Genomic DNA, 20008 nt, shown 5'->3' on the forward strand with positions numbered 1-20008 from the left:
AAATCCTCCTGGTACGGCGACTGCCTACCCGAACGCGACTTCCCCACCCTCATCAGCCTCTACCTCCAAGGCCGCTTCCCCCTCGACAAATTCGTCTCCGAACGCATCACCCTCGACCAAATCGAAGACGCCTTCCACAAAATGCACAACGGCGAAGTCCTACGCTCCGTGGTCGTGCTGCAATGAGCCCAGAGTCTTGACGATCGACCGCAGGCACGCGGCGCTCGTCAGCTCTCCCCTGCTGCTGATCGGTGTCGCGCTGGCGGCGTTCAATCTGCGTCCCGCCGTCACGAGCATTGCCTCGGTCCTCGGTGAGGTCCAGGGTGACGTCGGTGCGTCGCTGGTGTGGGCCAGCGTGCTGACTGCTGTCCCCGCAATCTGTTTCGGGCTCGCCGCGATCGCGGCGCCGTGGCTCAATCGACGGCTGGGACTGGCCCAGGCCATCGGTCTGGCGCTTGCGGTACTGACGTTCGGATTGATCCTCCGTGTGCTCGGCGGGCCGTGGACGGTGCTTGGCGGCACATTCATCGCCACGTCGGGCATCGCCATCGGCAATGTGCTGATTCCGGTGGTGGTGAAGCAGTCGTTCCCGCACGCGGTGGGACGGGTGACCGGGATGTACACCTCCGCGCTGGCCGCGGGCGGCGGGATCGCCGCGGCAGCCACTCCGGCGCTGGAGCATGTCCTGGGCGGCTGGCGCGGCGCAGTCGGGGCGTGGGCGGCGCTGTCTGCCGGAGCTCTCGCCTTATGGCTCATCGGAGTTCGGCACGAGGACGACGCCGACGTCCCCACGGTCACCGAGGCACGACGGCGGTCGCTACTGCGCAGCCCTGTGGCGTGGGTGGTGACGGGATTCTTCGCCATGCAGTCGTGTTCGGCGTACATCTTGATGGGCTGGCTGGTGGAGTTCTTCGTGTCGCACGGCGTCGCACGGACCGAAGCCGGGATCATGTTGGCGCTGATGAATCTGATGGGCATCCCGCTGAATCTGGTGATTCCGCTTCTCGCGCTGCGGAGGAACTCTCAGTCCGGCTGGATTCTGGCGGTCACCGCGTCGTCGATGATCGCCGTGATCGGCCTCGCCGCGGCGCCTACCGCAGCGCCGTGGGTGTGGACCGTACTTCTGGGGGTCGGTACCGCGACACTGCCGATCGCGCTCGGTCTCATCGCACTGCGGACCGCAGTGCCATCGGAAACAGCTGCGCTGTCGGCGATGTCGCAGGGCTTCGGCTACCTCATCGCTGCCGCGGGACCGTTGGCGTTCGGCATTCTCCATGCGATGTCGACGAGTTGGGCGTTGCCGCTACTTCTGCTCGGTGTCGTGACGGTTGTCCAGGGCATGCTGGGCTGGCTGGCCGGGCGGCCTCGACTCGTCTGAAAGATGTTGCCGCACAACCACGAGGCCCCGTTGTTCGACGGGGCCTCGTGGCTGCGGAGGTGCGGGGTTACTTGGAGCTCGGTGCGGAGTCCGAGGAATCCGCATCGGCATCGGTTGATTCCGTGTCGCTGCTCGACTCCCCCGAATCGGTGGACTCGGTGTCCGAATCGGCGTCTGCCGAGTCCGTGTCGGCGGCACCGGTGTCGGCCGCATCGGTGTCGGCGGCATCATCGTCCGGAGTGAGAGCGGAGGCCCCGTCCTCATCGGCGGCGCCCGTGAGCTTCTGCGTGATGGCCGTCAGAACGGAGCCGAGCGTGTCAGCCGTCGGCTGCGCAGCCTCAGGTTCGTCGCTCGCGGCCTCGATCTGATCGCTCAGACTCGACGGCGTCTCAGCATCGGCCTTGGAGGTGGCTTCGGCTTCGGCATCCTCCTGCAGGGCGGCGGTCCGGGCGAGATCGACGTTTTCGACCTCGTCGACGTCGGGGGTCACGATGTCGCGGATTCGCTGCGGGACATCGGGGCCGGCCAGACGGGCCGCGACGTTCGCGGGATCGTTTCGGCTGTAGGCCCGGTCGATCGTGGCCCGCAACTCGGCCTCACGCGGCGCCAGGCGCGGATTGGCCTGCACGAGCGGCAACGGTTCAGTCGGCACCAAGAGGCGAACGGTGGTGCCGCCCAACGAGTTTTCCGTCACCGTGGTGTTCTCCTTGGGCACTTCGGAGAGATCTGAGAACATCATCGGGACGTGTACAAGCGCCGAGCCGAGCATCGCGTTCTGGATCGCGGTCAGGCTGAAGCGGTCTGGGAAATCAGCCATTCCGTCGTATTCGCCAGTGACCTCGATGGTGTCGTACACGGTGTCGGGCGGCTGCCGATAGGTGTAGTCGTACTCCTCGTTGTATTCCTCTGTGTCGTCGATGATCTCCTGCCGGCTCGAATCGGCTACCACGACGAAGTTGATGTCTTCGGCGTCGGGATCTTCTTCGTCGTCGTCCTGCCAGCCACGCAGGGTCTCGGTGACCACAAGCGACCCCGCGGACAAACCCACCACGGTCACTTCCTCACCCTCGAGCGGATCGCCGTTGGCATCGCGCTCGAGCTGATCCAACGCGTCATCGATCTGCGCGTTCAGGTTGGCGCGGCCGATCTCGATGGATTGGCCCAGCGTCATGTCATCGGCTCCGGTGTAAGGCCTCGCCTCGGCCGGCCAGTTCACCGAGACGCGCTGGTCGTAGTCCTGAAGCGCTCCGCCCATCAGCTGAGACATGACCACATCGTGCAAGGACGGTGTGCCGAGACCGCCGATGACGATCGCTGTGCTGACCGCCCAACCCGGTGTCGCCGCCGTCATGGCGAGTACTGCGGATGCTGCTGCCGCTCCGCAAGCAATGCTGGTGGTGTGCTTTCCGCGCTTCGTGATTCGCATGGGAATCTCCCCCAAAAGTGTTGCTATCTGTCAATTTGTCGCCACTACCGGCGTAAACGCAGAATGTTCATGAACAAAATCGACCAAACGGCAAATTCTCATCAAGGCGATGCCAGCAAACATTGGCACGATTGTCCCGATCCTCAGGGCTGCGCGGGCTCGGGTATTGGTGCTGGCAGATCATGACAAATGGTTTGCCAGTCTCCGTTGCTGAAGCCCGGCAGAGTAAATAATTCTGGCAGGGACTGGCATGTCACGGAGATGTGCTAGTCGGGCCGAAACTCAGCTGCCCTGCGATCAGCAGTCAGGCGGATTCAGCCGGTTTCATGCTCGCCTCCGGCTCACCCTCTTGGCCTTCATCGCCGAATGTCACGTCAACCTGTTGAAAACTCTTGGCCCGCTGCGCTTCTACCTGACCCGCATACGCTTTGCGATCAGCGTCGGTGAGGTCGACATTGTCCGTGAACGGCGTGAGCAGCGCCCGCGGATGAAGGCGATCCACCCGCACCACGTTGATTTCGGCGCAGAGCATCAACGACGTGGACACCAGGTACAGGAAGGCGAGCAAGCCCAGGACGATGGCGAAGACGCTGTTGGTGACGCTGGCCGAAGCGACGACGTGCGAAACATAGGTTGCGCCGAACCACTGCAGAATCTGCCAGAGAGCCGCCGCGATTACCGCGCCGGGCAGCACCTGCCCCCACCTCAGCGGCCGCACGGTGGTCACGCGGAACGCCACCGCACACACCGCGGTGTTCATCGCCACCGATCCCGCGACGACGCCGGCGGTACCGAACACCCCCAAATTGGCCCAATTCTTGCCCAGACCGGTCAGCAGCGTCGTTCCAACCAGAGCCGACCCAAGGATGACCAGCAGCAGAAGGCTGTGCACCCGCGACTTGATCGGGTCGCGGCGCACGAACTTCGGTACCGCCCAGACCGTGTCCATGGCGTTCTGCAGTGCCTGCCCGACTCCGAGTCCGCCATATAGCGCGCCGAGGATGCCGATGACGACGGCTGTCGACCCGCCGCTGAGCGATTCGGGTCGGCTCAGCTGGTCACCGATGAGGGGAAACTGACTGATGGCCGAATCGACAATCTGGGCACGCCATTCCGGCCGGTTCCACAGAAGCACGCCGAGCGTCGTGGTCAGCAGCAGGAGCAGTGGAAACAAAGAGACGAACGCGTAATAGGTCAGCAGAGCCGCGAGGTAGGTGCCCTGGTCGTCCAGGTACTTGTAGATAACCGCGATGACGAAGCCGGCGAACCGGCTTCGTTGCTGCACGCGGTCAAGCCACGTGACCATAGCGACCTCCCGCGGTACCGGTGACCGCGTGTCACCGTGAGGTGGGTACCCCATCACCTGGGGGTTCACGCGAACCTCCGCGAGAACGCGAGTTTGGATTTGACGAAGTGGGCAATACCTCTCGTCGCTAGGCTCTCCCTACACAGTGATTGGAATGAAGATGATTGTTCTCGGTGTCGTTCTGCTATTGATCGGCTACTTCGCGGGCATCTCGATCCTGTACACGATCGGCGGAATCCTCGTGGTTGTCGGCGTGGTGCTGTGGATCCTCGGTGCGGTCGGACGCCCGGTCGGAGGACGCAAGGTCTGGTTCTAGCGCAGCCTGCGAGAGCAGGCTCGAATGAATTAGCTCGCAACGCTTTTCGCCGCGGCCGTCTCGGGTTCGGATGCCATCCGGTCCCAAGGCGGCCGCGGCGCTTTACACTGCGCCCGTGATCAGGGTCGGTGACGTTGCCTCCGCGGCGGTCGGCATCTTCGCCGGAGTCATCGCGTGGGCTCTTGTCGCCCTCGCTCTCCGCGCTGCCGGATTCGGGTCCTATGCCCTCACCACTGCCCTGCCGGTTGCCATGGGTGCGACCGCTGTGGTTGCACCTGTGCTCTTGATTTGGACGCGTTCTCGGGCTCCCCAGCATTTCCGCCAGCGCTTTGGAGTTCTGTTCGGCGCGTCGGGCTTCCTTCTGTACGCCAGTGCCGCCGTCGTTCTCCTCGTGCCGGAAACGATCATGTTTCTCGCTTGACCACGCTTGTTAGCACTGTGACGGCTCGGAGGTACCACCTGCAGGGTTGCGTTCCTCGGATAGGGCCGTATCGTTGAAGGCAGGCTATAGAAGTGTGACCCTCACCGAGTCGAACAACCCGGCACATGCCGTCGACGCTTTGAGTTACCTGCCGCAGCAAGCGCATGTCGAGAATCTGGCGTGATCCTGTTGGTATTGGATGCCAATCGCTAGCGAGCGGTCCCCGACGTGACGTGAGCTTTCCTGGGCCTCAGCCGAAGACTTTGAGCCGGCACCCCCCTCGCTTCACACGTCACGGCAGCGACCCGAAAGCCGTGATTCGAATGACCACCCTCCAAGAGCGAATGCCGGAGCGGACTGCCTCGAGGTCCCGCGACGGTTACGACGACGTCATCGAGATGTTCCACGATCTTGCGCTTCTCGAAGACGGATCCCCTGCGTTCAACCGGCAGCGTGAGCGCATCATCGAACGCTGTCTCCCCCTGGCCGACCACATCGCGCGCCGTTTTCGCGGCCGCGGCGAAGCTCACGACGATCTCGTCCAGGTCGCACGGGTCGGACTTCTCAACGCTGTCAACCGATTCGACGTGGACGCCGCGAACGATTTCCTGGCGTTCGCGGTGCCGACGATGATGGGCGAGGTCCGACGCTACTTCCGCGATCACGGCTGGTCGCTGAAGGTTCCGCGCCGCCTCAAGGAATTGAACGTGCGTCTCAATTCCGCCCGCGCGGAATTGACGCAGCAGCTCAACCGGGCGCCCACGCCCAGCGAGCTGGCGGCCCATCTCGGCATGGACCGCGAAGAGATCGTCGAAGGTCTCGTCGCAGCGAACGCCTACTCGACGCGCTCCACCGAGCAAGCGACCCTGCTCAGCGGCGAGGGCGAAGGACTGTCGCTGCAGGACACCTTCGGCGAACTCGACACGAACATCCAGCGGGTCATCGACGTACAGACCGTGCACCCGCTGCTCGCGGGTCTTCCGGAACGCGATCGGCTCGTGTTGAAGCTGCGCTTCTTCGACGACAAGACCCAGACTCAGATCGCCGAACAGATCGGCGTCTCGCAGATGCACGTCTCGCGACTGCTGGCGCGCGCTCTCGAAACGCTGAGGAATCAGGTCGGCCAGTGACGGCCGGAGCGCGAACCAGGCTGGTAACGCGGGTTTCTGTGGGAGAATGAGCCACCTTCAGGGCTGACGTCCATGGTCTCGGAGGCGCCCCCTGTGGGGTTGTCGTTCAGCATTCAGCGCCAACACCGCCGCGTGACCGTCGTGACCGCGACGCCATGGACCTGAAGGGATCTCATGACAACCCCCAGCCAGACAATCGACGTCCTGCTTGTCGAAGACGATGCGGGTGACGAGTTGATCACCCGAGAAGCGTTCGAGCAGAACAAGATTGCGAATACACTCCATGTCGCCCGCGACGGCCAGGAGGGTCTCGATTTCCTCTACCGCCGGGGCGAGTACGAACTCGCGCCCCGACCCGACCTGGTGCTGCTCGATCTGAACCTCCCGAAGTACGACGGGCGGCAGTTGCTGGAGCAGATCAAGTCCGACCCCGAGCTGTGCGACATCCCCGTGGTGGTCCTGACGACGTCATCTGCCGAGGAAGACATTCTGCGCAGCTACAAGCTGCACGCGAACGCGTACGTGACCAAGCCCGTCGATCTCGATCAGTTCATGAGCGCAGTCCGCCAGATCGACGAGTTCTTCGTTCAGGTGGTCCGCCTGCCGGGGCGCTGACGGCGACAACGGATTCCGTTGCATCGTCAACCTCGTTTGACGCTCGCGTAAACGCAACGTGGTCAGCCACGACGCAAAACTGCCTCGCCAGCTCAGTTTTCGCGATGTTTGTGATGCAGCACACAGACGACGGATTTCGTACTACACTCGGGTACCAGGTTGAGCTACCAGCCCGCGGACGCGTCTCGACGCAGCCAGGTCCGATAGTCGGCCTGCACCTGTCGAACCACCACACGGCGCCTCCGCAAAACCATGAGCGTGAGGATGGTAGCGATCAAAACGCAAGGCACTTTCCGTCCGACCATCGCGTCGAACGATGCGCAACAGCGTTACGGCGACGCCGTGTTCGACATGCGGCGTTGCTCGAATCACCGGGTGGCGGTCGCCGTCATGGGCGACGTCGATGCCTCCAACGGCAGGGAACTCGGTCGATACGTGCAACGACACACGAGAATCTCCCGTCAGCTCGTGCTCGACCTGCGTGCCGTCCGGTTCTTCGGAACTTTCGGCTTCACCGCGCTCCACTACGTGAGCGTGCATTGCGCTCGCAATGATGTGGACTGGGCGATAGTGGGCAACGAGTCCGTGCGACGACTGTTGTCGATCTGCGACCCCGACGGCGAGCTGCCGCTGGCTGACGACCTCGCGGCGGCACTGAATCGACTCGACCGGCTCGCCCACTGGCGCCACCATTTCGTCTGGACCGGGAAGGCTGGATGGCGCGCGGGGTGAGCCCCGAACGGATCCGCCCGCATCGCGGTGGTTTGCCGCGCCCGCCACTGGGCAACATGTAGGGCCATGACGCACGCGAAAGTTTTTCTCATGTCAGCACTGGCCGCCACCGCCTTTCTGAGCGGTTGCTCCCAAGTCACCAATGACGGCGGCGACACCACGTGCGCAGACTTCCAGGCGGCCGAGGAGAAAGAACAGAACGAGGCCATCACCAAGATGCTGACCGATGAAGGCAAGAACGAGCCGAGCAACGCCGAGCTCACCGGCACGAGGCTTTCGATCACCGCTTTCTGTCAGACCGTCGGGAAGCAGGAGAGCACGATCAAAGAAGCGCCCCACCTCTAGCCCGACGCATGACGTGGATCACACCACGTTATAGCCAGAATACGAAATGGGTAACAGACGGTCACCTCAACAACGGCACATCAAAGTGCGCGATGAAAGGAAATCCCGTGGGTGACAGCGGACCTGAGAACGCAATCGACGGCGTGGTCGAAGATGTCAAGGGCAAGGCCAAGCAAGTCATCGGCATCGTCACCGACAACGACGGGCTGAAGGAAGAAGGCAAGGCCCAGCAGGACAAGGCCGAGGCTGAGCGCGACGTCGCCAAGAAGGAAGCCGAGGCCGAGGCTGCTCGTGCCGCGGCGAGTGCCGCCGAGGCGCGCCAGGAAGGCGCCGAAGCCAGCAAGTAACAATCTCCTCATCGGGCCCCACCTCATCGGTGGGGCCCGATTTTTGTTGCCGGAACCTGTCCGAAATGCGAGCAATTTCGGCAGCATGTGCCACGACCATGACTACCGAAACCGCGGACGCCGCCACGCCGCCGTCCATGAAGCGAATAGCATTCGCGAGCTACGTCGGGACGGCGATCGAGTACTACGACTTCTACATCTACGGCACCGCCGCCGCGATCATCTTCCCGTCGGTGTTCTTCCCGAACCTGTCGGAAACCATGGCCACCATCGCCTCGTTCGCCACATTCAGCGCGGCATTCTTGTCGCGGCCGGTAGGCGCGGCGGTGTTCGGGCATTTCGGCGATCGACTGGGCCGCAAGAAGACTCTGATCGCGACGCTGATGATCATGGGTCTGTCGACTGTCGCCGTGGGTCTCGTCCCCAGCGCTGGGTCGATCGGTGTGCTGGCGCCGATCCTTCTGCTGACGCTGCGCCTGCTCCAAGGTTTCGCCGTCGGCGGCGAATGGGCCGGCGCGGCGCTGCTCAGCGCGGAATACGCACCGCCCGCACGACGTGGCACGTATGGCATGTTCACCCAACTCGGGGTCGGCACCGGCCTGGTGTTCAGCAATCTGGTCTTTCTCACTGCGAATGTGACGATCGGCGAGAAGAGCGAGACGTTCATGACCTTGGGCTGGCGGTTGCCCTTCCTGTTCAGCGCTGTCCTGGTCCTGGTGGCGCTCTATGTGCGGCTCAACATTGACGAGACCCCGGTGTTCACCCAGGCTAGAACCGAAAATCAGGTTGCTCGTGCGCCTTTGGGAGAGCTGCTGAAGCGCCAGCCCAAGGAGGTTCTGCTCGGCGCGGGGGCGATGACGGGCATCTTCACCTTCAGTTTCATGGGCGGCACCTACCTGATCGGTTACGCCAGTACGCAGTTGGGGCATCCGCGCACGCTGATCCTGTCTGTCGGCGTGCTCGGCGGTCTCGCGATGATGCTGCTGACGATGATCTCGGCGCGTCTGTGCGACAGCTACGGTCGTCGGCGGATCATCCTGTTCGGGTTCGTCCTCGGTGTCCCATGGTCTTTCGCGGTGCTGCCGCTGCTGGACACCGAATCGCCCGTCCTGTTCGCGATCGGTATCGCAGGCACGTTCGCGATCCTCGGCATCTCGTACGGCCCGATGGCCTCGTTGATCCCCGAGGTGTTCGCGACCAGATTCCGTTACACCGGAGCGGGACTGGCCTTCAACCTGGCCGGGATTCTCGGCGGGGCGGTGCCGCCGCTCATCGCAGGCGCGCTCCTCACATCGTTCGGCCCCGGCGCGATCGGAGTCATGCTCGCGGTCCTCGTCGGTGTCAGCCTGGTCAGCACGTTGGCGCTACCGGAGACCATGGGGGCTCAGCTCTAGGCAGTCGTCGTCGATTTTTTCCCGCGGGATGAACTCCGCGACCCTCGTGCGTTCGACCCGGCAGCACAGTCCGTGCAACGCATTCGCCGGATAGGCGGCCAGGAGGAAAAGTCATGAGCGTTGACAGCATCGCACTCGGAACACAGGGACTCGACGAGATGGTTCCGTCGCGTTACGCCGTGCAGGTCGGCGACATCGAAGTGCTGGTGATCAGCGATGGCGTGCTGCCGATCACCGCCAGGACGCAGGCGACCAACGCCGACACCGCCGAGTACACACAGTGGCTCGATGACCGATTCCTGCCGCACGATGTGCTCGACTGGCCGCTCAACGTGGTGGTGGTGCGCAGCGGTGACCGGACCATCCTTGTGGACGCGGGACTGGGTGTGGAGTTTCCGGACTTCCCCAAAGCCGGCCAGACGGTCCACCGACTGGAGGCAGCGGGCATCGATCCGGGAGCCATCACCGACGTGGTGATCACGCACATGCACATGGACCACGTCGGCGGCTTGCTCACCGAGGGGCTCAAGGAGCGCCTGCGCCCCGATCTGCGCATCCACGCAGCGACCCGCGAGGCCGAGTTCTGGCAGGCACCCGACTTCACCCACACCGACATGCCCGCCCCGGTGCCGCCCACGCTGCGCCGCGTCGCCACACAGTTCCTCGACCAATACCACGGTCAGCTCAAGACATTCGAGACGGACTACGAACTGGCCCCGGGAGTCCTGGTCTCCCGCACCGGCGGTCACACTCCCGGTCACAGCATCGTCCGGCTCGCCTCCGGCGGTGAGGCGCTGACCTTCGCCGGTGACGCCGTGTTCGCTCCGGGATTCGACAATCCCGAGTGGCAGAACGGTTTCGAGCACGATCCGGTGGAATCCACCCGCGTCCGGATCCAACTCCTTCGCGAGCTCGCGGCGACCGGCGAGGCACTGGTGGCCACCCACCTGCCGTTCCCGTCGGTCTGTCACGTGGCGACCGCCGGCGACGTCTTCCGCTGTGTACCTGTCAGCTGGGATTACTGACATGGCCACTCGCGAAAGGTCAATCATGAAGCACTTGACTGTTGTCGTCATCGGAGGAACCGGGCTGATCGGTTCGAAGGTCGTCAAGAACCTCGAAGAACACGGCCACGACGTTGTCGCCGCAGCACCCAGCACCGAAGTGAACGCGGTCACCGGGGAGGGGCTGAGCCAGGCACTGGCCGGCGCCTCGGTTGTCGTCGACGTGTCGAACTCACCGTCGTTCGAAGACGAGGCCGCCATGGCTTTCTTCCACAAGTCCACGACCAACCTGCTCGCCGCCGAGGCCGCCGCCGGTGTCGGCCACCACGTGGCGCTGTCGGTTGTGGGTACCGACCGACTGGCCGCCGACAGCGGGTACTTCAAGGCCAAGCTCGCGCAGGAGGAACTCATCGCGACCGGACCGATCCCATACACGATCGTGCGCGCCACCCAGTTCTTCGAATTCCTGCGGGCCATCGCCGATACCGCCACCGTCGACGACACGGTGCGCGTCCCGCCGTCACCGATCCAGCCGATCGCATCTGCTGATGTCGCCGAGGCGGTCACCATCGCCGCCGCCGGTGATCCCGTCAACGGCATCACCGAGATCGGCGGCCCTGAGAGATTCCGGATCGACGAGGTGCTGCGCACAGCTCTGACCGCAAGGGGCGATCGCCGACCCGTCGTCACCGACCCGTCGGCGACCTACTGGGGCGTCGATGTCAGCGGCGGCACACTGGTCCCTGCCGCTGGGGCCGCGCTTTTCGACACTCGCCTGGCGGACTGGATCATCGAATCTGCGGCCAGGCCGTAACCGGCTGCGTGGACCGGCCCGATGACCGCTGACTACGATTCTGTCCGATCGGACCGGGGCCCACGTCGCGTGATGCCGCGACGTCCGCCGGAAACAGACACGGTGGTGCCTATGTCGAACAACGGGCAACGACCGGTGTTGCGCGGCAGGAACACCGAGTGCGAAGCGATTCGGCAGGCGATGGCGAGCGCCCGGTCCGGCGACAGCCAGGTTCTTGTCCTGCGCGGCGAAGCAGGCGTGGGAAAGACAGCGCTGCTCGGATACGCCACCGAACTGGCCTCCGGGTTCCGCGTGACGCACGTCGCCGGCATCGAGTCCGACATGGAACTCGCCTTCGCCGGACTGCACCAGCTGTGCCTGCCCCTGATGGGACTCATCGACACTTTGCCCGAACCTCAGCGCGACGCGCTGAGCGTCGCGTTCGGGCGCGGGGTGGGACCGCCGCCGGACCGCTTCCTCGTCGGGCTGGCTGTGCTGAGCCTGCTGGCCGCCGGTGCCGGCGACCAGCCGTTGTTGTGCGTCGTCGACGACGCCCAATGGCTCGACCAGGTGTCGGTGCAGGTCCTCGGATTCGTCGCACGCCGCTTGTTGGCCGACCCCGTCGTCCTGCTGTTCGGCGTGCGCGACGCCAGCGACGTCCTCGCGGGGCTGCCCGACCTCGACATCGGTGGCCTGTCCGACGGGGACGCCCGGGCCCTCCTGGAGTCGGTGATGGTCGGCGGTATCGACGCCGGGGTCCGCGACCGAGTCGTCGCCGAGACGCGCGGTAACCCGTTGGCGCTACTCGAAATACCGCGCAAGTACTCCGCTGCCGAACTGGCCGGCGGCTTCTGGAACATGGGCGGAAGATCATCGCCCAACCGGCTCGAAGAAGGATTCACCCAGCGCATCCGGGGCCTGCCCGCGCAGACGCAGAAGCTGCTGTTGGTCGCCGCCGCGGAACCCGTCGGCGATTCCGGATTGTTCTTGCGCGCGGCGGCGATCTTGGGAATCGCGGTCGACGCGCTCGCACCGGCCGAGGCCGCGGGGGTGATCGAATTCGGCCCGAGGATGCGGTTCCGGCATCCGCTGGTGCGATCGGCCACCTACCGCGCCGCCGACCTGGCGGACCGCCGCGAAGTTCACCGTGCGCTCGCCGAGGCCACCGATCCCGCATCCGATCCCGACCGGCGCGCCTGGCACGCCGCCACCGGGGCGACGGGACAGGACGACGCGATCGCCGCGGAGCTGGCGGCGTCGGCGGGCCGGGCGCAACGCCGCGGTGGAATCGCCGCGGCCGCAGCTTTCCTGGAACGCGCGACGGTACTGACGTCGGACGCGGTTCTTCGCGGCTCCCGAGCACTGGCCGCCGCGCAGGCCAAACGCGACGCCGCAGCTCCGGCTGCCGCCCACGAACTCCTCGCGATCGCCGAGTCCGGTCCGCTGTCCGATCTGCAACGGGCCCAGGTCGTCCGGATGCGGGCACAGATGGAGTTCGTCCGCAGCCGCAGCGGGGCCGCCGGCGCGCCGACATTGACCGAGTCGGCATCTCGATTACACCGTGCGGCAAGGCAACTCGAAGGAGTTGACACCGCCCTTGCGCGGGAGACCTATCTGGAGGCGCTTGCCGCCGCCATGTACGCCGGCCGCCTCGGAGACCCCGCCACGTTGACCCGCATCGCCGAGGACGGGCGCGCGGCGGTAGATCGACTGGGCTCGCCGGACCGGCCCATCGATTTCCTGCTGAGCGGGATGACGCGCCGAGTCCTGCAGGGACCGAGCGCCGGCTCCGATCACTTGCGTCTCGCACTCGAACGATGGAACTCACAGGTGCAGAGCGACAGTGACCCACCCGCGCACTGGCCCTTCCCGATCGCGCAAGAATCCGCGGCACACGAACTCTGGGACGACGCGGTGTTGCAACACATCGCGGCCGACATGGTGAAGCGGGCGCGGAACGCCGGGGCGCTGGCCGTGCTGCCGCCGGCACTCACCTATCTCGCCGGAATCAATGTCTACAAGGGCGATTTCGCCGCGGCCGCAGGTCTTCTCGAAGAGGCCGGCGCAATCACCGCGTCGATGGGCGCCACCCCGGTGAAGTATCACTCCCTCACCGTCGCGGCGTGGCGCGGGGTCACCGCCGACGCGCTGAGTCTCATCCAATCGGCGGCCGCGGACGGAACGGCCAGGGGCGAGGGCAGGCTCGTCGGACTCGCCGGGTATACTTCGGCGGTGCTGTACAACGGTGTCGGCCGGTACGACGAGGCGCTCGCGGCCGCCCGATCCTGTTGTGAATACGAGGATCTGGGCTTCTACAGCTGGTGCCTTTTCGAGCTCATCGAGGCCGCTGCCCACGTCGGTGACCGGGAGTCCGCCGCCGTGGCGTTGCCGGAGTTCGAGGCTCGCGCAGGTGGCAGCGGCACGGCGTGGGGTCTGGGCGCGGTCGCTGCTGCACAGGCGCTGCTCGCCCCGCACGAGGAAGCCGAAGCGCTGTTCGTCGAGGCGATCGACCATCTCGAGCGTGCCGGCATCGGGCTGCACAAGGCACGGACCCACCTGACGTTCGGCGAATGGCTCAGACGCTCGAACCGTCGCCGCGACGCGAAGCGGCAACTCGACACCGCCTACGTGATGTTCACTCACATGGGTGCCCACGGTTTCGCCGAACGCACGAGGCGGGAGCTGGTGGCGACCGGGGAGAAGGTCCGTAAGCAGCCCGTCGGCGCAGGAGAAGACCTCACCGCGCGGGAGTCACAGATCGCGCGGCTGGCGGCAACAGGTCTGACCAACCAGGAGATCGGCGCCCAGCTGTTCATCAGCACCCACACCGTCGAATGGCACCTGCGGAAAGTCTTCGTCAAACTCGGCATCACCTCCCGTCGCCAACTGCGAACCATCACCTGGTCCGGCTGACCCCAGGTCAGGGCACGGACCACGCACCACGGACTACGGGTTTTCAAGGGTCCGCTACGGCGCCGCACGAACAAGTCTGAATACGTCACCACCACCTATTCGGACATGCTGCGGGAGGTTCATCATGAAGGTCGTCGACATCGGAGGCACCGGACTCATCGGCTCCAAGGTCGTCGCCTCCCCCGATACCGGGGTCAACACCGTCACGGGCGCCGGGCTGGACGAGGCACTGACCGGTGCGCACGTGATCACCACGCTCCCCCGCGCCTCGACCCACAGCCCCGAACTGCGTGCACGCTTCACCCGAGACGTCGTGCCCTTTACCGAAGTGCTGCACCGAGGTGCGCGGCGGCTGACCAACTCCGACGCCGACGCCGACGACCTCCTCCAGGAGACGCTCCTGCGGGCGTACTCGGGATTCCACAGCTTCAAGGAAGGCACCAACCTGCAGGCATGGTTGTTCAAGATCCTCCACAACAAGTGGGTCAGCGCGCACCGCGCCAAGCAATCCCGGCCCCTCGAAGCCGCCGAAGACGCCATCACCGACCGCGTATTGGCCGGTGCGGCAGAAACTTTCGGCTGTTTGTCCGCAGAGAAGGAGGTGCTGACGACCATTCCCGACAACGACGTCTTCGCCGCACTCGCGTCGCTGCCCGAAGGATTCGCCGAGGTCATCTATCTCTCGCTGATCGAGGGCTACACCTACGCGGAGACCTCGGAGATCCTCGACGTCCCGATCGGCACCGTGATGTCCCGGGTCCACCGCGGCCGCCAACGGCTGCGGATCGCGTTGGCCCACCGCGCCCCCCAGCTCTGCAACGACGATCCGGCGGCACACCATGTCGCGTGAGACCGAGCCCGCGGGCGAGTTGCGCGGGCAGACGGCACTGATCACCGGCGGCACCGCGGGAATCGGTCGGGCGTGCGCACTGCTGATGGCCCGCGCGGGCGCCTCGGTGATCGTCACCGGCAGGGACGCCGCTCGTGGTGACACCGCGGCCGGCCTCCACGACCGAATGCGGTTCATCGAGGCCGACCTCTCGGATCTGGAGTCGATCGAATCGCTTGTGCGACAGGCACCGGACATCGACATCCTGGTCAACAACGCGGCCGCCTTCCCCGGCGCGCTGACCGTCGACCAGGAGATCGCGACCCTGGAGCGCACCTTCGACACCAACGTGCGCGGGACGTACGTCCTGACCGCCGCACTCGTACCCGGAATGCTGCGTCGCCGGCGCGGCGCGATCGTCAACGTCACGTCGATGGTGGCGTCCAAGGGAGTCCCCGGCGCGTCGGTGTACAGCGCGTCCAAGGCCGCCGTCGAATCCCTGACCCGGACATGGGCGGCCGAATTCGGAGGCAGCGGGGTACGCGTCAACAGTGTCGCCCCGGGTCCCACCGACACCGAGGGCGTGGTGGCGGAGTGGGGCGACACCAACGACGAACTCGGCCGAGCTCTTCCGCTGGGCCGCACCGCCGATGCCGATGAGATCGCGCAGGCCGTTCTCTTCCTCGCGTCGCCCCGCGCCAGCTTCATCACCGGATCGACGCTGCACGCCGACGGCGGCGGCAACGCGATCTGATCAAGGAGACTGCAATGACGAAAATCTGGGTCGGAGTGGCAGCCGCCCCTCGTGCTCAGCGCCGGCGAGGCGTTCTGGGAGCCGGTTGGCGACGTCATCCATTACCAGGACGGGAACAATGGCGAGGACATCAGGGTTCGGTTTGTCATGACGATGTTCTGCGTGCCCGGTCAGCTGATGCTCGAGCTCGTGGGCGACGCCGAACTCGAAGCGCTTAAGCACCTCCGGCTGGGAGCTTGAGCCGTGCGCGGGGAATGTCGTTGGCTTCGTCGGTTGGCTTGGTCGAATTCGGCGACCGCTCAAATCGGCGGAAGGAGCGACACGTGACCAGCTACCAGTAGTTTCGCCCCGCGCACCATTTGAATACGAATACTATTCTTCAAGTGTTCTGTGGAATTAAGGCGACCGCAGGGACACCGTGAACTAACCAGTAAAGGACTGAACATGGCATCAGCTCGTCTTCGTCGTCGCATCGCGGCAGCCGTGGGCGGTGGCGCCGTCATCGCGATGATCGGCCTCACCGCGGGATGTAGCACTGACAGCGAAACTCCCGAAGAGACGACCACCACGACGACGACCACCACCACCACGCCGCCGCCGCTGAGCCCGACCGAGAAGGCCCCGGACCCCGACGGCCCGAACAACATCTTCACTCCCCCGGTTCAGGCACCGCAGCAGACGGTCAACCCGGGTCGTGACGACTACGGATCCGGTTCGTGATCGAGGCGGGTCCGGGCAGTGACCGGGCCCGCCCTCAATTTGTGTGCGAGCAATGACAACGGTGTCGCTTCGCTCGCTGGCCGCGATGTTTGTCGTCGGGGCGGTGGTGGCGGGTATCGGTTTTTCCGTCAGCAAGCACCGTCCCGATGACAACCTCATCGAGGGCCCGTACGCATCGCTGCTGGACGCGTCGACCGATCTCGGGCCGGCGCGCGAGCAGAGCATCGAGCTGACCGCCAGTCTCACCAACCGGACCCGACCCGCGGCGCTGATGGATTGGGCCCGCGACCAGTCGCTGTCCGTGCGGTGGCGGCCGGGCGACGACTGGGTCATCGTCGAGGGTTCTCCCGACGCCGTGGGTGAGGCGTTCGACGTCTCCGTGCGTGACTACCGGGGACGGATGGGTCAGCACTTCTACGCCTCGCCTCACCAACCGGCTGTGCCCGAACACCTGCGCGGCGAGGTGTCCGAGGTGGGCCGGATCCTCAGCTACATACCGCATCACATGTCGCGCCCCGACCACATCCCGCTCGATGTGCCCGACCGGGGATTGGGACCCGAGGCGCTGCGCACCACCTACAACGCCGACGACCTGGCCAGGGCAGGGTTCACCGGCAAAGGCACCACGATCGTGATCTTCGCCTTCGACGGCTTCAATCAATCCGACCTCGACAAGTTCACGTCGACGTTCGCCCTGCCGGCGTTCACCCCAGAGGTCGTCGGCGGAATGCCGGGCGAGGTGCGCGGCGAATTGTCGATGGATCTCCAAGTGGCGCATGCCATTGCGCCCGATGCGCGCAAGGTCGTCGTCAATGCCCGTCCCACCGTCGAAGGTGGCGGCGGATACCGCAAGATCGGCGAGATGCTCGAGGAGACCGACCGGCAGTTCCCCGGCGCGGTGTGGAGTTTCTCGATCGGTTGGGGCTGCGACAAACTCATCACCGCCGCCGATCTGGCGCCGGTCCGGTCCGCGCTGCGCACTGCGCAATCGCACGGCACCACCGCCTACAACGCCAGCGGCGACCTTGCCGGCATGGAATGCCGTGGCGGACAAGACTGGTCGTCGCCGCCGAGTGAGGACGACGTCGGACTCGACTCGATCGCGTCGCTGCCCGAGATGACCAGCGTCGGCGGCACCACGCTGTCCACCGACGCCGACGGAACATGGGTGTCGGAGCAGACCTGGTTCGACGTTCCGCTGTCGCAGGGCACCGGCGGCGGCGTGTCCGCACTGTTCGACATGCCGGACTGGCAGGCCGCGGCGTCCGGTGCGATCGCCCCTGACCGCCACGACGGCAAGCGGATGACGCCGGACGTCGCCGCCGTCGCCGACCCGTTCACCGGCGTGCAGTTCGTGCTCAACGACCAGATGGTCGTCGGCGGGGGCACGTCGCAATCGGCCCCGATCTGGGCGGGTCTGACCGCGGTGATGAACCAATATCTCCTCGAAAACGGCGGAACCCTCATCGGCGACATCAACCCGCTGCTGTATCGGATCGCCGAGGGAGCTCCACGACCCGCATATCGCGATGTCACGTTGGGCGGCAACGCGGTCGACAACGCCGGCCCCGGGTACGACCTCGTCACCGGACTCGGTACCCCAGATCTCGACAATCTGGTCCGCAACATCGAGATCGCGCAGAAGGTGCAGGCCTGATGAGCGCTCCTACCGGTTTGGTGGAATGCCCGGTCTGTCAGGTCGATGTTCCTGCAGGCGAATACTGCGGCCTCTGCGGTGTGCCGTTGGCCGAGCACCGTGACGGGGACGGCCCGCACTGGCTGCGCGCCCGCGCCTTCAGCGCCGCGCCGTCCCAGCGGCTGATCACACCGGCCCTGACGAGTTCGCTGTTCCCGCACCTCACGCCGCGAGCACGCAAGGTGTTCCTGATGGGCCTGGTTTTGCTCGTGGCTGCCCTGACCGTCGCCACGTTCCTGCGCATGCCCGCAGCGCTCATCGCGGTGGCGTCGCTCGGGTTGCCGCTCCTGTTCGCGCTGTACCTGCGCGAATCCGGTGTTTCCCACGACATCCCACGGCGCACACTGGCGCTGACGACGCTTCTCGGTATCACCCTCGGCGTCGGCTGGGTGTTGCTGACCGGTGCGGCAGTGGCGCGCGCCTATGGCGTTCCACTCGGCGCAGGTATCGCCGGCGGACGCATCCTGCGCGACGGCATCGGGGTACCGGTAGGCAGCATGCTGCTGATGTTGGTCCCGGCGGTGGCGGCCCGGTTCACGTGGCGAGGTAAGCGGGAATCGTTGGACGGCTATGCCATCGGCGCTCTGGGTGCCCTGACGTTCACCGCGGCGGCCACCCTGACGCGGCTGGCGCCCGGGTTCACGACCGGAATGATCAACCGCGTCCGTCCGATGGACGGGCTTCTCGTCGAAGCGGGTATCCGCGGGATCGCGATGCCGCTCACCGCCGCAGCTGTGGGCGGACTCATCGGTGCCGCCCTGTGGTTCACGCGTCCGCCGACCAAAATCGGCAAGAATCGCGGATTCGTCCGCGGGATTCTCATCCTGATCGCGGTCGTCGTCATCGCCGTCTACATCGGGCTCGGGCTGGTCGACGTCGCCCGTGTCCCCCAGTTGTTGCAGCTGGCAATGCATCTGGCGTTGACGGGGCTGGCGCTGTTCGCTCTCCGGATCGGCCTACACCTTGCGTTGCTCCATGAGGCGCAGGACGAGATCCGCACCGACGAGGCCATCCTGTGTGTCGAGTGCAATCACGTCGTGCCTGATGCCCCGTTCTGCGCCCGGTGTGGAGCGGCGATGCAGGCATGCTCGCGCCGTTCCCGCCGCGACCGGCGCGAGGAGCGCCCGATCAGGCTCGCCGACGACCCCGTGCCCGGTGAGATCGTCGTGGGGCTGCTGCCCGGGTATTCGACCCAATCCGGAACGTTCGAGCCGGGCCAGACACCGAAGACGTCGTCGTTCCGCACGGTCGCGCTGGCGCTCGGCATCACAGTGGTCGTTGTGGCGGGCGGACTGGTCGGCCTGTCGGGGCTGATCTCTGCTCCCGCACCCAAGTACGTCTGCCCGCCGGACTGTGGAAGCCCGCCGATGAACCGCGCGGTGGAGATCAATCCGCGGTTCACTTCAGCCGATGGCGCCTTCTCGGTGTCCTATCCCGTCGAAGGCTCGGCTTATGAGATCACCAAGCAGGCCGACGGCGTCACTGCCGTGCTGCAGGCCGGTGACGGTGGCACCATGCGGTTGTTCAGTCAGCCCGCAGACGGGCGTAGCGCACAGGAGATCGCGGTCGCTCTGCTGAACGAGACGTTCCCGGATACGAAGACTTCCTACGAAATTCCCAACACGATGGTCGGCTATGAACGCGGATACGGGGTGGCCGCTGATCTGTGGCCGCAGGGCGCGATGAGTACGTCGACCCGGATGCGCATCATCGTGATGGTGGCCGTGAAGAACGACCTGGCCCTCATTGCGGGGGCGGTCGGACCGTACCGCGCATTCGGTCCGGACTTCGGCTCCGGCAAGCCGTCGGCGGCGAGCCTTCAGCTCGCGCTGGACATGGGGAAGTACGTCAACAGCTTCAGCTGGCGTGGCGACCCGCCTCGCTAAGCA

The 20008-nt window shown here is 65.5% G+C and carries 20 protein-coding genes and 1 pseudogene; 19 read left to right on the top strand and 2 right to left on the bottom strand.

Annotated elements, in window-relative coordinates; genetic code table 11:
• Positions 1 to 186: pseudogene (locus tag P9A17_RS31760) on the top strand (S-(hydroxymethyl)mycothiol dehydrogenase); the annotation flags it as partial.
• Positions 187 to 196: 10 nt separating this feature from the next.
• On the top strand, positions 197 to 1378 hold the full coding sequence (locus tag P9A17_RS31765) for an MFS transporter (RefSeq protein ID WP_278042785.1): 1182 nt from the start codon (positions 197 to 199) through the stop codon (positions 1376 to 1378).
• Positions 1379 to 1445: 67 nt separating this feature from the next.
• Here the strand turns inward: P9A17_RS31765 and P9A17_RS31770 are convergent, their stop codons facing one another.
• Both P9A17_RS31770 and P9A17_RS31775 read right to left on the bottom strand, forming a co-directional pair.
• Positions 1446 to 2804, bottom strand: coding sequence for a PE-PPE domain-containing protein (locus tag P9A17_RS31770; protein WP_278042786.1), 1359 nt, complete (start codon positions 2802 to 2804; stop codon positions 1446 to 1448).
• A 304-nt stretch (positions 2805 to 3108) separates the two neighbouring features.
• The gene (locus P9A17_RS31775; protein ID WP_278042787.1) at positions 3109 to 4110 is read right to left on the bottom strand and encodes a YihY/virulence factor BrkB family protein; all 1002 of its coding nucleotides are present in this window, start codon (positions 4108 to 4110) and stop codon (positions 3109 to 3111) included.
• Between the two features lie 154 nt (positions 4111 to 4264).
• On the opposite strand from P9A17_RS31775, the gene P9A17_RS31780 reads away from it, so the two are divergent.
• The 17 genes from P9A17_RS31780 (at position 4265) to P9A17_RS31860 (ending at position 20005) form a co-directional block, all read left to right on the top strand.
• Positions 4265 to 4426, top strand: coding sequence for a hypothetical protein (locus P9A17_RS31780; RefSeq protein ID WP_278042788.1), 162 nt, complete (start codon positions 4265 to 4267; stop codon positions 4424 to 4426).
• A gap of 115 nt (positions 4427 to 4541) precedes the next feature.
• A complete protein-coding gene (locus P9A17_RS31785; protein ID WP_278042789.1) occupies positions 4542 to 4847 on the top strand; it encodes a hypothetical protein in 306 nt (101 codons plus the stop codon).
• A 323-nt stretch (positions 4848 to 5170) separates the two neighbouring features.
• Positions 5171 to 5977: a SigB/SigF/SigG family RNA polymerase sigma factor gene (locus P9A17_RS31790; protein ID WP_278042790.1), complete on the top strand. Its 807-nt coding sequence runs from the start codon at positions 5171 to 5173 to the stop codon at positions 5975 to 5977.
• Positions 5978 to 6151: 174 nt separating this feature from the next.
• Positions 6152 to 6592, top strand: a complete 441-nt coding sequence (locus tag P9A17_RS31795; RefSeq protein ID WP_278042791.1) for a response regulator — start codon at positions 6152 to 6154, stop codon at positions 6590 to 6592.
• Positions 6593 to 6856: 264 nt separating this feature from the next.
• Positions 6857 to 7324 (top strand): STAS domain-containing protein, encoded by a 468-nt coding sequence (locus tag P9A17_RS31800; protein ID WP_278042792.1) that lies wholly within the window; start codon positions 6857 to 6859, stop codon positions 7322 to 7324.
• Between the two features lie 66 nt (positions 7325 to 7390).
• Positions 7391 to 7669, top strand: a complete 279-nt coding sequence (locus tag P9A17_RS31805; RefSeq protein ID WP_278042793.1) for a hypothetical protein — start codon at positions 7391 to 7393, stop codon at positions 7667 to 7669.
• A gap of 92 nt (positions 7670 to 7761) precedes the next feature.
• Entirely contained in the window at positions 7762 to 8016 is a 255-nt protein-coding gene (locus P9A17_RS31810) for a CsbD family protein (RefSeq protein ID WP_278042857.1), read from the top strand.
• A 137-nt stretch (positions 8017 to 8153) separates the two neighbouring features.
• The gene (locus P9A17_RS31815; protein WP_278042858.1) at positions 8154 to 9410 is read left to right on the top strand and encodes an MFS transporter; all 1257 of its coding nucleotides are present in this window, start codon (positions 8154 to 8156) and stop codon (positions 9408 to 9410) included.
• A 113-nt stretch (positions 9411 to 9523) separates the two neighbouring features.
• Positions 9524 to 10435 carry an MBL fold metallo-hydrolase gene (locus P9A17_RS31820; protein WP_278042794.1) on the top strand — a complete coding sequence of 304 codons (912 nt, stop codon included), beginning with the start codon at positions 9524 to 9526 and terminating at the stop codon, positions 10433 to 10435.
• Between the two features lie 34 nt (positions 10436 to 10469).
• Positions 10470 to 11228 carry an SDR family oxidoreductase gene (locus P9A17_RS31825; protein ID WP_278042859.1) on the top strand — a complete coding sequence of 253 codons (759 nt, stop codon included), beginning with the start codon at positions 10470 to 10472 and terminating at the stop codon, positions 11226 to 11228.
• A 111-nt stretch (positions 11229 to 11339) separates the two neighbouring features.
• A complete protein-coding gene (locus P9A17_RS31830; protein ID WP_278042795.1) occupies positions 11340 to 14120 on the top strand; it encodes a LuxR family transcriptional regulator in 2781 nt (926 codons plus the stop codon).
• A gap of 124 nt (positions 14121 to 14244) precedes the next feature.
• Complete coding sequence (locus P9A17_RS31835; RefSeq protein ID WP_278042796.1) at positions 14245 to 14970, top strand: sigma-70 family RNA polymerase sigma factor; 726 nt, start codon at positions 14245 to 14247, stop codon at positions 14968 to 14970.
• Positions 14960 to 15703, top strand: coding sequence for an SDR family oxidoreductase (locus tag P9A17_RS31840; protein ID WP_278042797.1), 744 nt, complete (start codon positions 14960 to 14962; stop codon positions 15701 to 15703). The genes P9A17_RS31835 and P9A17_RS31840 overlap by 11 nt, the downstream gene beginning before the upstream one ends.
• Before the next feature lie 51 nt (positions 15704 to 15754).
• Positions 15755 to 15943, top strand: coding sequence for a hypothetical protein (locus P9A17_RS31845; protein ID WP_347403869.1), 189 nt, complete (start codon positions 15755 to 15757; stop codon positions 15941 to 15943).
• A gap of 204 nt (positions 15944 to 16147) precedes the next feature.
• Entirely contained in the window at positions 16148 to 16423 is a 276-nt protein-coding gene (locus P9A17_RS31850) for a hypothetical protein (RefSeq protein WP_278042798.1), read from the top strand.
• Positions 16424 to 16475: 52 nt separating this feature from the next.
• The gene (locus P9A17_RS31855) at positions 16476 to 18080 is read left to right on the top strand and encodes a S53 family peptidase (protein WP_278042799.1); all 1605 of its coding nucleotides are present in this window, start codon (positions 16476 to 16478) and stop codon (positions 18078 to 18080) included.
• On the top strand, positions 18080 to 20005 hold the full coding sequence (locus P9A17_RS31860) for a zinc ribbon domain-containing protein (RefSeq protein ID WP_278042800.1): 1926 nt from the start codon (positions 18080 to 18082) through the stop codon (positions 20003 to 20005). Before P9A17_RS31855 ends, P9A17_RS31860 begins: the two co-directional genes overlap by 1 nt.
• Positions 20006 to 20008: the final 3 nt, after the last annotated feature.

This window comes from Mycobacterium sp. 236(2023) (genome assembly GCF_029623955.1).
In the GTDB taxonomy this organism is placed as follows: domain Bacteria; phylum Actinomycetota; class Actinomycetes; order Mycobacteriales; family Mycobacteriaceae; genus Mycobacterium.